The organism is Geothermobacter hydrogeniphilus (assembly GCF_002093115.1).
GTDB lineage: Bacteria > Desulfobacterota > Desulfuromonadia > Desulfuromonadales > Geothermobacteraceae > Geothermobacter_A > Geothermobacter_A hydrogeniphilus.
Genome location: NZ_NAAD01000006.1, coordinates 134,566 through 150,352, shown reverse-complemented (window position 1 = coordinate 150,352; position 15,787 = coordinate 134,566). Strand labels below are relative to the sequence as shown.

The 15,787-nt window shown below is 51.6% G+C and carries 14 protein-coding genes; 7 read left to right on the top strand and 7 right to left on the bottom strand.

All coding sequences use genetic code 11. From position 1 onward, the window contains the following. A partial coding sequence (locus tag B5V00_RS16900; RefSeq protein WP_216355466.1) for a hypothetical protein occupies positions 1 to 211 on the top strand: 211 nt, incomplete at its 5' end. Here B5V00_RS16900 and B5V00_RS06940 read toward each other — a convergent pair. Then, a complete protein-coding gene (locus B5V00_RS06940; RefSeq protein ID WP_085010041.1) occupies positions 205 to 1,197 on the bottom strand; it encodes a helix-turn-helix transcriptional regulator in 993 nt (330 codons plus the stop codon). The two genes, B5V00_RS16900 and B5V00_RS06940, sit on opposite strands and share 7 nt — an antisense overlap. A 129-nt stretch (positions 1,198 to 1,326) precedes the next feature. Between B5V00_RS06940 and B5V00_RS17630 the strand changes: the two genes are divergently transcribed. The 4 genes from B5V00_RS17630 to B5V00_RS06920 all read left to right on the top strand — a co-directional run bounded on the left by B5V00_RS17630 (position 1,327) and on the right by B5V00_RS06920 (position 4,384). Next, positions 1,327 to 1,764 (top strand): relaxase domain-containing protein, encoded by a 438-nt coding sequence (locus B5V00_RS17630; RefSeq protein WP_085010040.1) that lies wholly within the window; start codon positions 1,327 to 1,329, stop codon positions 1,762 to 1,764. Between the two features lie 95 nt (positions 1,765 to 1,859). Further along, the gene (locus B5V00_RS06930) at positions 1,860 to 2,234 is read left to right on the top strand and encodes a hypothetical protein (RefSeq protein ID WP_085010039.1); all 375 of its coding nucleotides are present in this window, start codon (positions 1,860 to 1,862) and stop codon (positions 2,232 to 2,234) included. Positions 2,235 to 2,340: 106 nt separating this feature from the next. Continuing rightward, positions 2,341 to 3,228: an adenine-specific DNA-methyltransferase gene (gene yhdJ / locus B5V00_RS06925; RefSeq protein ID WP_085010046.1), complete on the top strand. Its 888-nt coding sequence runs from the start codon at positions 2,341 to 2,343 to the stop codon at positions 3,226 to 3,228. Then, entirely contained in the window at positions 3,215 to 4,384 is a 1,170-nt protein-coding gene (locus B5V00_RS06920; RefSeq protein WP_085010038.1) for an SPFH domain-containing protein, read from the top strand. Before yhdJ ends, B5V00_RS06920 begins: the two co-directional genes overlap by 14 nt. Positions 4,385 to 4,400: 16 nt before the next feature. On the opposite strand, the gene B5V00_RS06915 is transcribed toward B5V00_RS06920, so the two are convergent. From B5V00_RS06915 to B5V00_RS06890, 6 genes are all read right to left on the bottom strand, one after another. Next, positions 4,401 to 4,853, bottom strand: coding sequence for a DUF6946 family protein (locus B5V00_RS06915; RefSeq protein WP_085010037.1), 453 nt, complete (start codon positions 4,851 to 4,853; stop codon positions 4,401 to 4,403). 157 nt (positions 4,854 to 5,010) lie between these two features. Then, positions 5,011 to 5,664 carry a hypothetical protein gene (locus tag B5V00_RS06910; RefSeq protein ID WP_139800690.1) on the bottom strand — a complete coding sequence of 218 codons (654 nt, stop codon included), beginning with the start codon at positions 5,662 to 5,664 and terminating at the stop codon, positions 5,011 to 5,013. A gap of 23 nt (positions 5,665 to 5,687) precedes the next feature. Then, positions 5,688 to 8,096: an Hsp70 family protein gene (locus B5V00_RS06905; protein ID WP_085010035.1), complete on the bottom strand. Its 2,409-nt coding sequence runs from the start codon at positions 8,094 to 8,096 to the stop codon at positions 5,688 to 5,690. Between the two features lie 309 nt (positions 8,097 to 8,405). Further along, positions 8,406 to 9,500 carry a hypothetical protein gene (locus B5V00_RS06900; RefSeq protein ID WP_085010034.1) on the bottom strand — a complete coding sequence of 365 codons (1,095 nt, stop codon included), beginning with the start codon at positions 9,498 to 9,500 and terminating at the stop codon, positions 8,406 to 8,408. A gap of 40 nt (positions 9,501 to 9,540) precedes the next feature. After that, positions 9,541 to 11,010: a DUF2779 domain-containing protein gene (locus B5V00_RS06895; protein WP_085010033.1), complete on the bottom strand. Its 1,470-nt coding sequence runs from the start codon at positions 11,008 to 11,010 to the stop codon at positions 9,541 to 9,543. Beyond that, positions 10,995 to 11,999, bottom strand: a complete 1,005-nt coding sequence (locus B5V00_RS06890; RefSeq protein ID WP_172399645.1) for a helix-turn-helix transcriptional regulator — start codon at positions 11,997 to 11,999, stop codon at positions 10,995 to 10,997. Before B5V00_RS06890 ends, B5V00_RS06895 begins: the two co-directional genes overlap by 16 nt. Positions 12,000 to 12,140: 141 nt before the next feature. Between B5V00_RS06890 and B5V00_RS06885 the strand changes: the two genes are divergently transcribed. Together B5V00_RS06885 and B5V00_RS06880 are read left to right on the top strand one after the other, a co-directional pair. After that, complete coding sequence (locus tag B5V00_RS06885) at positions 12,141 to 14,210, top strand: AAA family ATPase (protein WP_085010031.1); 2,070 nt, start codon at positions 12,141 to 12,143, stop codon at positions 14,208 to 14,210. Positions 14,211 to 14,329: 119 nt separating this feature from the next. Continuing rightward, the gene (locus B5V00_RS06880) at positions 14,330 to 15,241 is read left to right on the top strand and encodes a hypothetical protein (protein ID WP_085010030.1); all 912 of its coding nucleotides are present in this window, start codon (positions 14,330 to 14,332) and stop codon (positions 15,239 to 15,241) included. The last annotated feature ends 546 nt before the right edge of the window (positions 15,242 to 15,787 follow it).

Genomic DNA, 15,787 nt, shown 5'->3' with positions numbered 1-15,787 from the left:
AGGTGATCTTGTGGCTCTTGTCGATGCTCAGGCTGAAGCGGATCCGATCCACTTCAAAGTGTTTTTCCCAGGCAATCTTGTTCATCTGATGACCTCCGGGCAAGAAAGAAGGGGCCTTCGAGGTCATTTATACTGGATTGGTGCGACAATTGGTGTCGCATTGGTTGGTAATTGGAATGTCTGGAGTGTGGGGCATTTCAAAGATTATTGATAGATGTTGCAAAGCCGCTGTGAAATCTTCTGGAACTCCCGGCGCAGCGTTTGCGGTTCGAGAACTTCGACCTGGTCACCAAACCCGAGCAGCCACCAGCGCAACTGGTGGCTGTCGAGAACGGTTGCTTCGAGAAGGATCCGGTCGTCCCCGTCAGCGGTGATGGCCTGGTCTTCGCTCAGGCGGCGCTCTTCGAGATGCCGGGAAATCTCCGCGTCGAAGCGGGCACGTAGCCGGATGCTTCTGCCTTCCTCGATCGGCCACTCGAAGCGGCCGGCACGGATATGCCGGTCGAGATCGAACCCGTCCGGTCGTTCGACAGGCTGTTCCAGCAGTTCCGCCGAGATGAAGCGGTGCAGGGCGTAGTGGCGGACATCCGCGTAGCCGTCGATCCGGGCCACCAGGTAGATGACCGCGTCGGAGAAGACCAGTCCCAGGGGATGGAACAGCATCTGCTTCTCCCGGTTGTCGACCGCCGCCCGGTAACTGCCGTTGAAACAGCGGTCGCGAAACAGGGCCTCTGTCACGACATCCAACACCTGTTCCCGGATATCGGGCGGCAGCAGCGGCTGGGTTCTCGAAACCAGTTTCACTTTCTCTGGCCAGCGACTGTGGCCACTATCTGATAGTTCATCCAGAATTGTCGTTGCGCGTTTGAAATGTCCGTCCAGGCTACGGACGCACTGGCCGGGAAGCATACGAAGTATGAAGGATTCGACCATCCGCAGGGTGAGAGCCGCGCTACTGTCCATGCCTGGGACATCGAACACCTCGGCATCCTGCTGCCAAGACCAGCCGGAGGGTTTGTGGCCATCATTGACCAGGGGGAATTCTCGGGAAAACTTGTCGAGGTCGCGCTGTATGGTGCGTCGGGTGGTTGTGTAACCACGATCGGCGAGGTGCTGCTCAAGTTCGGACGTGCTGATGCGGCGCGGGTAACGGGGAATCAGGCGCAGCATCTGCCAGTGGCGCAGTAGGGTTTCCATGGTCCCTCCGATTCATAGCTGGTAACTTGAGTGACGAGCATTATCGCAAAATGTCTGCCTAGTTGGGTTATTTATTCGTTTGGCCTCGTCGCGAGACAGACTCAGTTCAGAAACCTGAGGTTGCGTTTGATGAGATTCTGCAGCTTTGTCGGAACGCCAGGCCGCTTGGTACCCCCGGCTTGGCCGGGGGATATTTACTACCCGACAGAAGGCATCCTTTGCCTGTCGATTAATCATTCTTTGAACCGGGAAAAAGAACCCGATTTACACAGCCACGCACTCATCGCTAATCTCGGAAAAATCCACGGCAAAGACCGCCTGCGGTCAGTGGATTTGCGGCAGATTTATAAGAATAAAAGAATAAAAAGCATATCAATCAGGTCTATAAATACAAAGGTAATCCCTTGGTTTTGCCGGGGACAATCAGAGATTGACAGTTCCAGGAGTCATTTGAAATCCCCCCCCCCCTCTGTGAACCGCTCAAAATTTTTCGTACCCAGTCACGGGACCAATTTGCCGAGGACATCAAAGCGTCCAGAAAGCTACAGTTCGATCAGGATCGCATGACGGACCTTGACCGGGAGATCGCTAACTGAATCGATAAGTGACGGGCCGATCGACAGAACTTGGAGGGCCAATTTAAACAGGATAACAGCCGCTGGGTGGCGAGGAAGCACGGTAAGCGGACAGGCATCAATGACGGGAAACAGGCTGGCTACGCGGAGAGGATAGTCTCCCCGGTGGGACCGTTAGATCAAGAGACGATCAAGACACTTGACGAGATCAAGAAGATCGAGCAAGAGAGGGTTTTCGAGAGGGAGAACAGCGGGAGGAGGTCAAGGAGTTCCAGTCGGGAAGAGAAGAAGAGCAGGACACCCGCGAAGACTTTGATCAGATCGCTGCGCGGGTTCATCAACCTGATTCAGGCGCCGACCGCGATCATTTTGCCGAGCAGGCCGAGAAAGCTGAGGATCAGCTGGACCGGGAGGAAAAGCAGCAGGAGGAATGGGAGAAATGTGGGTCTCGGCGGCAGCTGATAATGTTAATGAATATATGTGGTTAGCTTATTTCTGCAATATGGATTTCCACCTTGAGGGATATTTGATAAGATGCCCTGATTTATTTTCCGGAGGAAAGAACCGCATGAAAAAATACCAAAAAGATGATCATCTCATATACTTTGGAGATGCCTTGGGGGTTTTGCACGAAAAAATTAGTGACTCATCTGTAGATTTGATATTCGTTGATCCACCATATAATATCGGTAAAAAATTTTCTAATTTTAAAGACCGTTGGCCTTCTGATGAAGATTATGCAGAGTGGTGCTACAAATGGATTGATGAATGTATAAGAGTTTTGAAGCCTTGTGGAACTATGTACTTGATGACAAGTACCCAGGCAATGCCATATTTTGATTTATATGTAAGGAAAAAGCTTACAATATTGAGTCGTATAGTTTGGTCATATGACAGTTCTGGTGTTCAGGCAAAGAAATATTTTGGTTCTATGTATGAACCGCTTCTTCATTGTGTTAAAAATTCCAAAAAATATACTTTTAACCATGATGACATCAAGGTTGAGGCAAAAACTGGTGCAAAAAGGAAGTTGATAGATTATAGGGGGGGGGTGCCAAAGCCATATAACACTACAAAGGTTCCCGGGAATGTATGGGATTTTCCAAGGGTTCGGTATCGAATGGATGAGTATGAAGAGCATCCTTCTCAGAAGCCTCAGTCTTTATTGGAGAGGATAATTCGTGCCAGTAGTAATGAGGGAGACACTGTACTTGATCCTTTTTCGGGGACGTTCACTGCGGCGGCAGTTGCTAAATCATTAGGCAGAAAGACAATCAGTATTGAATCTCAGGAGGAATACTTGAAGATAGGGTTGCGGCGTGTTCTTGAGTATGAAGAATACCGGGGGGAGGTTTTAAGGAAACCTCAAAAAAATACTAAGATAAAAAATGGCAGGTCGAAAAAAGAGGAAAGACATGAAGAAATAACGGAGGGGTTGTTTAATGTCAATTCTTAGGCATGATTTTACAGATGAAATTATTAAAATTCTTGATATGAAGTCTGGTGGCAAGGGCGATGAGTTACTTAAATCAAGTGAAATTATCCAATATTTGAATATAAAAACAAAAGCTGCCAATCGTGGGTCTAAGTCACGTGCAGGTTTTGCTAACCATTACGCTATTTATGTGCTTATTGAAGACTATTTGAATGGAGGTTTTGCGATTGGGGGGAACTATTCTGATTATGAAGGAGCTAAATTTAGTGATTTGTTTCGTAGGCAGAGAGAGCTCCCCTTTGGAGGCAAATTACAAAACCATGCTCTGAACCATAGATTGAATGAGGAGTTTAAAAAATATTTTCCAGCTTGTGATCATTTGCCGATTATTCGTGATTCAGAAAGCAATAGGTATTGGATAAATGAACAATTAATTATTGTCAGCGTAGATGGACAGATGTTTAATCTTGCTGAATCTATAATTGAAATAATTGAATCATATGTACGAGCAAGACAAAGTGCCTTTTCTGAGTTTATGCAATATTGCCAAGATATAATTGATATTCAAGAAGAAGAGCCAGAAAAAGCTATCCAATTTATAAAGGGTTTGTTTCATCCGAATGTTGATGCACGGGTATTTGAAATCGCAAGCTTTGCCGTATTGAAGCAGCACTATTCTGGTCAGAGAATTTATTGGGGCTGGTCTCCAGATGAATTATTTGAAGAGTATTTGGTCCTGTATAAAACCGGGAGAACAAATGCAAATGACGGTGGTATTGATTTTGTGATGAAGCCACTTGGTAGATTTTTTCAAGTAACAGAAACTGTTGATGCAGGGAAGTATTTTTTAGATATTGATAAAGTTCAGCGTTACCCTATTACATTTGTTGTCAAAACAAATGATTCAGAAGAGGATATTTTATCTAAAATATCTTCTCAAGCCGAGGCTAAATATCAGATTAAGGCTATTGTAAAAAAATACATAGAATCCGTTGAAGAAATTATTAACATACCAAGACTTATGGAAGTATTCGAAGAGGTACTAAAATCTGGTCTTGGCGCTAAGGTCATAGAGGAAATCGTTCTTCAAAGTCGTGTTGAGTTTAACGTTGAGGCAGAAGAACAAGACGTTCTTGTGTTTAAAAAAACGGTGCAGCATTCCGGAGATCAAAAGTAAATAATATTGCAACAGGCTAATAATCCGGGCCCGGGAAACCGGTACCCATCGGTGGCGGGCTGTCCAAACCTAACTGATCCTGGATGTAGGCAAGCCGTTCCATCTTCCCCTTGGACGCATCCTTGTACCATTCTCCGAGGGTCGGGCCGAAGGGCTCGGAGACCTTCCCTTCCACGGCTATCGAAACCAGCTCATCATCCTTTTTGGCAAGAACCCAGAGATCGCTTTGTGAGGGCCGGGAGCCGCCGGGGAGGGGGACTTCATGCTCCGGAAAACCAAAAAGCATCTCCAGGTTCTCCAATGGAGTCCCCTGGAAAATATCCTGGACCTCAGTTGGGAATCCGTCAGCGTCCTGCCAGCAGTGTGCGAATGTGTGAGCGGAATAGCCAGGCTTCCATTGCTTGTCAGGTTCCACAAGGAACTGCTTCCAGTCCTCGGCGGATTTTGCGGGGATGTAGATTTTGCTCATGGGGTTTCGTTCTTTTTTATGTTCAGGGGTTCGCTGTCTTGACCGTAGTGGTCAGTATGGTGGCCAGAATAACATCGGGGTCTCAAAAAAATCTCAAATGGCCGTTTGGGGGAACTGGAAGGACGTTCGAATCTTCCCTGGCTGCACCATCCTCCAATCATAAAAAATCGAGATCCCGCGCATGAGCATCCCAATCGACAGCTTTGATTTTGTCGAGAATGTCAGGCTCGATCGGCATGGCATAGCTTTGCTGAAACCAGAGCAGTGCCAGTTCGGAGAAAATGCAGTCGTCGTCATGCACAGGCTGATTGGACCGGAACCGGGCGAAACAGGTCACCGGTCCGAGGGTGCAGAGAGTCTTTTGCCCCGAGGGGATGACCATTTTTTCTCTGGTTGCAGGTGGCAGCTGAATGTCCTCTGGAACGGGCACAGGCCGGGAATTGACCACGACTACGGGACAGCCGCCGGCCTTTTCCAGGCGCTTGCGTTCCCGTTCCGGAAGCCGCTCGTCATAATCGGGCACGCCCTCCAGCATTCCACTGTAGGTCAGCCATTGCTCAAGTTTCCGCAGAACAATTCTCCGACCGGAATCCAGCCTGATTTCCAATGGTCTGAACAGGTAGTCGTTCAGAGATCTGGTGCTTTTCCGGTTCTCGTCGAAAGTATTGTCGTTCTTGGCCTTGCCCGGTATGGCCTGGCAGTTGTAGCTGTCGGGCGGGGTATAAGTACCACACTCTGGAGGACTGGACCCATTCAGAAGTTTCTCTTGTTCCAGTTCATACCGCCCCGTTTTTCGGGTTTTTTTCTCCATTTGTTCCCCCATTCGTTCAATTCTTATTGTCCAGCCTCGACGAAGATGGGAAAGACCGCCTGATCCGGGATATCCCGGTGCGTATTGGATGAGGAATGCGTTTTGCGGTGACGGGAGATCTCCTCCTGCAATTCCTTGTCACCTTTCTGCCGAGCCAGAATCCCGTACCAGTGCATTTCCCAGGAAGACTGCTCATCCATGGGCGGGAAGGTTCGTTCCGCCATGGCCAGAAATTCCCTGGCGGCGAAATCTTTCCCCGAGTCCTGCAGAACCCCGGCCTTGAAAACGAGGTAGGGAGCGCAGTCCGGTTCGAGTTCGATTGCTTCCCTGATGGCGTCAAGGGCTTCGTCGTACAGCTTCTCTTTTCTCTTCAGCAGGGCGAGGTTGAACCAGGGCGTCCCGTCGGTGCCGTCCTGCTCGATGCACAAGCGGTAGAATTTTTCCTCGCTTTTGCGATCCCCCATGTAGCCGGCATAGATGCCCATCATGTTGAGAATGGCGGGGTCTCCTTCCCCCTGGTTTCGTTGATAGTCGGCGAGCAGGGCGAGGGCCTTTTCGTATTGCCGAAGCTCGGAACAGTCCCCGGCCAGTTGCAGGATGGTGCCCCGTTTTCTCCCGGCCGGGATTTGCCCGGTCCGCAGTTTTTCTTCGGTCTCCCGGATTCTGAGTTTGACCCGTTGCGGATTGACCACGTGAGTCAGAGGATGTTCGCGCCGACCGACAAAGGGCGCAACATCGTCCCGGTCCAGGTGGGACAGGCGCAGGTTCAGGACCTGGTTCCGGTCGAAGCTGTACTCCAGGGCGACTCTCTCTTCTTGTCCCCTCGGGGCCGGGATCTCCCAGACTTCTCCCAGCAGGCTGCGCTGAGCTCCCTTTTCCTTGGCCACGACTTCCACCCGGACCGAGACGGTTTTGGTCTCCTCGTCTTCGGCCTGGGGGATTCTCAGCTCAATGGCGTGATGGAAGTCGTCGCTTTCGGGCCAGGGGAGCTGGGCTCCGCGGGGGACGAGATCCAGCTCGCCGTCCCGGGTTCGCAGGGCAATGGCCTCCGGACAAACCGGCAGTACCACAGGCCGGCCGGAGACAGCCAGGGAGAGGGCATTGATGGCCGCTCCTTCGGCCACGGCAAGCTGCATCTGGTCCTCATTGTCGAAGGTCAGAAGGACCGAATTGTCAAACCAGTTCTCCAGTGCGTTCCGGACCAGCGGGTTAAGAGAGCTGCCACCCACCAGCAGGCAGGCGGTAATCTCCTCCGGTTCCATTTCGCAGCGGTCAAGAGCGTCGATGATCGGCGCGAATATGGAAAGCGTCTGACGGTATTCGGTTTCACGGGCAAAAAGGGCGTGAGGGTCGAGGAACGGATCGAGAGCTTCGCGGAGTTGTTCGGCGGTCAGGGTCGGGTTTTCATAGCGAATCGTCCGCCCATCGGGGAGGACGCATTCGTAATCATCCGGCTGGATCTGTCTGGCGTCGGCCTTGACATTGTCCGCGCGCTGGAGCTTTTCACAGATGCGTATTTTGAGCTGTTCCGCGATGCCGATGAAGGCTGGTTCCAGGATGTTCTTCTTGATGTCGTAATCAAGATCGAACGGAGAGAGGTTGTTCTGCTCCAGAATCTGCGGCAGCAGCACGTCATAAAAAATCGCCTGATCAAGATCGTGGCCGCCCAGGCGGTGGTACCTGGAGACCGCTTGGGGGTAGAAGCTCAAACATTCACCATGTGGTTCCAGATGGATGACCGCGACATCACAGGTGCCGCCGCCGAAATCGAAGACCAGCATGGTGATGGGATCTTCCATGGCCACGTCGTAAATGTCTTCATTTCGGGCCAGGTAGCTTACCAGGGCGGCGATCGGTTCATCGAGAAGATCACCGCCCTCCAGGTGCAGACCGGCCATCCGGGCGGCTTTGATGGTGTCGTCGCGCTGGGCGGCCTGGAAGGAGGCGGGAACGGTGATGGAGGTGCGAACCGGGATCTGGGGTTTCTCTTGCATGGCCGCTTCGTGGAGGAACTGGAGAAGGTGGCCGCTGATCTCGGCGGCGCTGCGATAGCCGGCCGGGGCCATGTGGTAGGTGCGCTGCAGGCCCATGTCGTTCTTGACGCAGGAAAAAAGATTTCCCTTTTCGACCAGCTGCTCTTCCCGGCCATGCTCACGAAGCAGCCGGGCACCTTCACCAATCATGCTGGTACCGTCATGCAGGGCCAGAAGCGAAGGAACCAGCGGACTCCAGTGGCTTCTTCCGGCAGTTGGCTGTTCCACCGGCAGACACCTGACGGCGGGTTCATCGTCGGTGTCAGGATCGAAAACAATTTCGGCAATTGTTGAATTGGTGGTCCCCAGGTCGATGCCCAGAACACGTAGCTGCTCTTCCTCAAAGAGAGTTTGTTGTGATCCACGCTGCGACAATCCGATCAAATCCAGAATGCTCATACCCCACCTCCAGGTTGGTTGGAAAACCACGACGCTTAAATGCCACCCTGCTGTCCAGCCTTTGCTTTCAGCAGGGTGGATCGCGCAATTTCTGGACCCTCTGGTAATAGTTTATATGCGGGTGTGACAAAATAAGTCACAGGCTTGCATTGATGGGCTTGAAAATTCGATGGGGTTCAATTGGTGTCTTGAGACGGATCGAGGGGAGGCTGATGGATGACTTTCGGTGCCCATCATTATCAGTAATTTGCTTTGCTTTGGGGAGGGACGACGCCAATACTGTCAAGGCAATTGGCGCCGCCCTTTGGTTTAGAGCTCTTGGTCATTAAGGACCGAGGTAAAAAACTTTTCATGGACATGTGGCAGCAGCTTGACGACTTGCTGAAGGGAGTTTGTTTCCTCATCGAAGAACAGGATTCCGATTTCACTGGAATTGGATCCTGTGCGGTCTGCAAGGGGTTTGGAAAAACGCAGGCCGGAATCCTTCCTGGCCTTGGCGAAGTGATCCTTGTAAAGTTTCAGCCTTTTTAACTTCAGTTTCTTCTGCTCCTCGGTCTGGGGCTCGGCATACTGTTTAAGAGAAAGGCAGTAGCAGCGTTTATTGCTCCTTTTGTCTTTGCGAGGCTCGATCCGATACCAGATCCGCTCGTGGTGCCCCGGCCCAAAAACATCTTCGTTCAGAAGAAAACGATAGTGTGCCCAAGGTTCTCCCCCGGTGCTGTTTCCATTGCTGAAACTCGGGGAGCCAATGGTTTTGGCGCACCCTTTTGCCAGAGACTTCAGAAATTCATATTGGACGAAGTCTTGTTTCAGTCGTAGGTGCCCGTCCGATTTCTGCAGGGCGGCCAATCCTGTTTCGAACCTTTCGACGAATTCCCTGCGAATGTAGTCCCGGTAGGAGATGAAGATGACGTCGTCGGTGTCTACGCTATTGAGGAAATTGTAGATTTCACGGTAGCCAAGAATACCGTACCCAGCCCCATGGCATTCCCGGAGATCTTTTGCAAAGAGATACCCGGTCTTGAAATAAATCTTTGCGAGCGGGTGGTCCGGATAGCCTTTTCTGACCTCCTCCTCGTACCGTTGTAGTTGCCTGGAATGGGGCTGGGTGTGAACCTTGTCCTCAAGGATGAAGCCGGTGTCCACCCCCTTTACCCGAGCGATGAAGAAAACATCCGTTTTGGCGTACTGCTGCTTTAAGAGTTGCAGGTTTTCAACCTCGTCCGGTCGGACTTGCCCGAGTCCTCCGGTTTCAAAAAGAAGCGCTACAAACAGTCTCGCGGCTTTTTTCATGTCATTCTCGCCTTCATAATCCAGCCATTTAAGCAGCCAGCAGATAAATGCGTCCTGAGAAAGCTCTCCGGTGGCAAAATCAAATATATTCGGGGCATCAAGCGTGTTCATGACAGTTCTCCTGGTTGGTCGTGGTTAAGTTCAGCGGGCATCACACCTGTGACAACTCATAGAGTTGTTCGAGGAGTTGAACCATGGCTTCGGTGTCCAGTTTGCAATAGGCGAGAAGATTTTCTCGGATCTCGGCGAGCTTGCCAGGGTCCCTCTCGGCGCACATCAGATGGTAGGCGGCCATTGCCATGCCGCCGTCAGCAATCGGCATTCCCTTGTAGCTCAAGCCTGGAACGAAGGCCGGCAAGACCTTCTTGATGGAGCTTGATCCGCGCTGCTGCCAGCGGTAGGCATGGCGTTTACGAAAGGGAACGATGAGATCTCTGACCCGGCTCAGGATTCCGTTGAGGCCCTCCGCATGGTCCGGAAAGTCCTTGGCGAGTTCCTTGAGCCGCCCTTTTTCGAAGGCCATGTTGTATGTGAGGACGCAGGCATCCTGCGGTATCTCCCGCAACAGCCCTTCAATCAATCCTGGACGGGGATCGACTCCGGGCCGGGCCAAATACTCGCGGTGTTCGATCGAACTGTTCTGCGCTTGCTGAATGTGCAGCGAGTATTGAAAGGGGACTTGCTGGTAGGGCCGGCTGTTGTCAAACAGGGGAATGGGCGCCATGAATGTCTCAAAATCCAGGTGGACCAACGGATACCAGAGATCTTCGAGGAAGTTTGCGATTTCCGCGGCATTAATCCGTTCCCCTTTGCTGAGGTGAAGCTCCACCTGCAGTCTCTGCCTGCGGTTCAAGTCGGCGAGAGGCAAGTCCTCGAGTCGGCGCATGCCGCGATGGTAGTAGGCGAACGGGTCGATGCCTCTGCCGTTTAACTCAAAAACCGAATCTTCGGGAACGTCCTGCCAGCAATAGCCCTGAAAATCACAATCGTAAGGGGAACTGCACTGCCGACCGATCCCCACCTCAGGCATGTCACCTGTCAGCATGTCTCGCAGCCGCCGAACTTCGTATGCCACCTCCTCCTGCTTCTCCAGGGCACCTTTGGTCAGATCAGCAATAGAAAAAAGTTCGTGTGGGTCGATGTTTCCCCTGCGGCAATACTTGTTGTTGAGATGGACCAGGTTGACTTTCCCAACGTCCAGCCCGGCATTGCGCAGAACGTAAGCCTGCAGGGCGACATCGTCCATATGCACCGGCTTGACCTCGGTGGAGCCTTTAACCTCGTAGATATCCCAGGCCTCCCCGCTTTGGCGCAAGATGTCCACCTTGACGAAAATCCCGTCATGCTCGAAGGATGCCTCGTAAATGGTGTCCTCTCCATTTGCGATGGCCTGTCGGGTTCTGGTAACCTGCTCGGCAATCGAAAGTCCTTTGAAAGGGACCATGACACCCCCGGGAAATAGGTTGCAGGCGAGTTCACCGACTTCTGTCCCTGCACCAAAGGCCGCTTTTTGACGTTCGCTCACTTCGTCTTTGAGTTCGGGTTTGAATTTGTGGAGCCAGAGTGACTTGGGGCACTGTTTGCCCCTGATATAAAGCCCCTTGCTCAATCCTTGACGCATGAATCCCCTCCTTCTGCATATGTATGGTAAAGCTTTTCGATCGTCTCCCAGATAGCCTCGCGCAGGTGGACCGGACCCAGCACTTCGACATGAGTGCCAAGTCCCAAGATCCACCAGCGAAGCTGAGCGGTGTCACGGACACAGGCTTCAACCAGAAATCCATCCCCTTCTTTTGAAATCTGCTGGTCCAAGGACAATCTGTTTTCTTCAAGATATTTCCCCAGCCAGGCTCCAACCCGCATTTTGAGACGAATGTCCCGATCGGATCGAGGGAAGCTGAAGTTCCCCTCGGCGATGTATTTTTCAAGACTGAAGCCCTCGACCTGGTTGGCCGTTTGTTCCAGAACGTTGGCGGCAACCATTCTGTGCAGGGCGAATTGCCGAACGTCTTTGTACCCCCAAGCGGTGGCAACCAGGTAGATGACGCCTTCATCAAAGACCAGCCCCTGCGGATGAAGTATACGGTCGGCGGGGTTGCTGTCGCCCAGTCGTTGGTATTTGACAGCCAGTTGCCTGCTTTCAAGAACCGATTGAAAAACAGCATCCATGACCTCGGCTTCTATTTCAGGAGGTATCAGTTTCTGCCGCCTTGAAATGCGCGCAACCCGCTTCGGCCATTCCCCCACGCCTTGACCTGCAGCTTCATCAAGCAGTTTGTGCGCACGCCGTATGTAGGGATGAATCGTATCCACGAAGCTGCCGGGGAGCATGTCGAGCAGGTGCTGTTCGACAAGCCTCAACGTCAGAGCCGCACTGATATCCATGACGGGCAGGTCAAATAGGTCGCAATCGTCGGCCCATTTCCAGCCGGCAGGATTCTTGTGGTCAGAGGTGATCGGAAAGGTTTCGGAAAGCTTTTCAAGGTTTCGTTGGACCGACCGCAGAGTCAGGCTGATACCTGCCTTTTGCAGCGCTTCCTGAATCTCCTTTGTCCCCTTTTTTCTTTTGGACAGGCATTTCAATATGTGCCACTGGGTAAGGGTAGCCATTTCGTCCTCCTTGAAAGCAATCCTAAACAAGCCGCGCGACGATTTGCGTCGTGCCAAAATTGACAGGTCTTGGTCTGACTTGCAAGACGCATTTTGTCGTGCTGACAGCATAGTCTCTCCCTTGATGAAAGGGAGGCTCCTATGGGTAGCGAAAAACTGCATGGGATTTGTCAATATTTGAGAAACCTCTTGGAGTACCGCAGAAATGACCGGCGTGCCTTGAGTATCATCTGCTCATGGCTGTGGGAGCACGGTGAAGGAGTGGGACTGGAGGTCCGGGATGACGATCTTTTCAACAGGTTGTCAGCCTATCCTGCCGCAGTTGAAAAGCGCGAGGTCACAAGGGAGTTGTTTTTGGTGACACGGGACAACGTCCTGTCTCTGCTTCATATAGGCATTGGGCATGAAGGGAATGATGAGGCGATCAATACGGAAAGGATCAGGATTCTTGCCGACACCCTTCGGCTGGACCAGAAAGATATGGAGATTTTTACGATTTTCTACCGTTACGAGACGAACGACGCATTCGAAAGCCTGGTCGACGAGTTGTACAAAAACTTCTCCCACAGCGCAGACCTTGTGGCGGCCCTGTCTGGACTGGACCGCCAGGAGGTCGCGGAACGGCTCTCCTATCAAGGGGGTCTTTTGGAGAAGGGATTGTTGAAATCAGCTTCCAACAATGGGCGCTATCTGTCCAGTTGCTATAAAATCCCGAGGTCCGTGAGAGTCGGTCTGCAGAACGTCCACCTGAACCACGGCAAACTTAAATCCCTTCTGGTGGGAAAATGCCAGACGGGAAACCTCGCTTGGGACGACTACGAACACCTTGGAAAAACCCGGGACTATCTCTCTGTTTTTGTGGAAAGAGGGGTTCGTAACAACGAGGCCGGTGTCAATATCCTGCTCTGGGGGGCGCCGGGAACCGGCAAGACCGAATTCTGCAAGACACTGGCAGCCCACTTGGGGTTTGAGTTGTATTCGGTGGGGGAGAAAGATGAGGATGGCTTTGAGCCGACCCGGGATGAGCGGCTCCAGGCGCTCCAACTCGCGCAGAACCTGATGCGTGGGCAAGATCAGGTCCTGCTCCTCTTCGATGAAATTGATGACTTGCTGATGCCCGGCAAGCCCGGCTCCTTGCTCGAGCCGCAGGTTATTTCAAAAGTCTTTATGAACCGCCTTTTCGAGGAAAACCCTGTCCCAACCATTTGGACCCTCAACAATATTGACCTTCTGGATGAATCCATCTTGCGTCGTATGTCGGTCGTCGTTGAGTTCGAAAAGCCTCCCGGAAAAAGCAGCACCAAGATATTGTCGCGATTACTGGACCGGCACGGGGTGGATCTGAGACAGGATTCTTTCACCATGGCGGTTTCGACTGATGTCACTCCTGCAGTTCTTCATAATGCTGTCCGGTTTGCAAAGATCTCTGAGATGGGGCACGAAGCATTGACGTTCGCTCTGGATGGTCTGTCTCGGGCGATGGGAACTGACAGGAGCAAGGAATGGAGGGGAAAGGGCAGTTTCAATGCCGCACTGGTAAATGCAGATATGGATTTGGATGATCTGGCAGAGAAACTTGCGGAAAAGCGAATAAGGGCCTTTTCACTTTGTCTCTACGGTCCTCCTGGAACCGGCAAATCTGAATACGCAAGGTGGCTGGCCTGGAAGTTGGAGATGGAGCCGCAGGTTGTTCGTGGCTCGGATCTGCTGGGTCCTTTCGTAGGGGAAACAGAGAAGGCGATAGCAGACGTGTTCCGGAAAGCTCAACGGAGAGGCTCTTTTCTGATTTTGGATGAGGTCGATTCTCTCCTTTCAAGCCGTCGGGAAGCCAGACAAAGTTGGGAGGTGAGTCAGGTGAACGAAATGCTGACCTGGATGGAGCGGCACCCTTTTCCCTTCGTCTGCACCACGAACCTTAAGGAGGCCCTTGATTCCGCGGCCATGCGCCGTTTTACCTTCAAGTGCAGGTTTGACTACCTGAAGCCAGGACAGGTCGAACTTGCGTTTCGTCACTTTTTTGGAATGCCATTGGGATCGGAATGGGGCGGGAAGTTGACTTGTCTTACCCCCGGGGATTTTGCTGTAGTACGCAAAAAGGAGGAACTGCTGGGTAGATGTGGTGATATTGACAAATATATTAAATGGTTGAGTTCGGAAGTAGAAAACAAAAACGAAACCGTAGGTTCACGCGTGGGTTTCAAGTTGTGTTGAAAAGGAAGGTAGCTGCAATAATTTTCATCAAACCATGAGTTTGTTGTCCATCCAAAAACCACAAAACATTTTTTCAGCTTCTGAAGCCTAAGGATTTGTCATTTAACCTGGGAGAACAAATGAAACTTATGGACCATTCGAACTCGTCGAGTAGCGATAAACACTCCCTGAATAAAAAATATCAACTGCCGCCCCACATACTTGTGCGCAATTATTTAGTTGTGCCTGTTTCTGACAACCGCAAAATTACTGCGATTGGGATTGGTTCACAAGGGGCAATAATGGCATCTTTTCTGGGGGAGGATGCACGGATTGAAGTCTACGGAATATTCAACAGGGAGAGTCCTTGCGGCAAGCCCAGCTTGTCCAGCCCTCTCTCTTCATTCATAAGCAGTGAGTCCAGCCCGTCCAGTCTCATCTCGTCAATCATAAACAGTAATTTTATTTTTTTGATACTTGGTACTGATGATGATGGGATTTACGATGATATGATACGAACTATATCGACCATCGCCGTAGAACACAATGCTCCCATTATCGGCGTTTATATTCCTGAATATTCTAGTATGATGCATTACAATTGTTCTGGCTGTCCTCTTTTTATACCTCGTGACGAGAGGGTCATTCGATACCGTAGTTGCCGTATAGAAACCGATATCGACCATACAACGACAACCGACCTCCTGGTCCAGAGCAGTACTTTCTGTCTTGATTATTGCGACTTGATGGATTGGGTGCAATTGGGTGAAATTGGATACTTGGGAACAGGAACGGCAGTAGGGTCAGACGCAGGTAAAACAGCAACCGATGCAGCACTGAAGCATATATCGACTCAAGGAATGTTGCCAGAACAGGCAAAATTGAGCCTTGCCCTTCTGCAAGGTGATTCAAGACTAAAATCAGAAGACCTTGATCTGGTGCTTGCGACAATGATGGATTGGATTCCCGACTATGGTTACCTCATGTTTGGGGTCGATGAAAAGAGTTCTCTTGGTCCGGAGGTCCGCGTTTGGGTGTTGACTATTGTTTAGTGTGAAGTGGAATTCCCCGGACCCCGCCCCCTGTGGATGGAGTCTGAGGGCGCATGGCAATACCTCTACAACGGTTGGCGGATACTCCACTTTCACAGTTGCGACACCCAGCATATTTTCTCAATGGGTGTCGGGGCCTGGTGGTAGCCCGTGCATAGACCGAAAACAAGGACGGCTGCCTGTGCCCAACCCGACTGATCTTGTGTCCCGATTTGTGCCTGGCGGCTCTTGATCCGTGCCTACCTGGAACTTGGCAGTGGAGGCCCGCCGAACGAGAAACTGGTTGATGCGGTGCTTGTGAGCGAACAAGAAGTGTTTGGTGAAAGAAAAAAGTGAGGACAGTAGCGTCCTTGACGGTCCTTGCCTCCTCGATTAGAGTTTTTCTGCGGGAGAAGTCAGGCTGCCGGCTGTTTTGGACGTATGGCTGGGGGTCGTGCCTTGGTGCGGTGCATCAGCCCCGGCAGAAGGCTTCTCCCGCATTGTGAAAGGAACATGGGCGTCAACGGGGGCCACCCCGCCTACCGGGCGTCCGTGGATCGAGGTTGT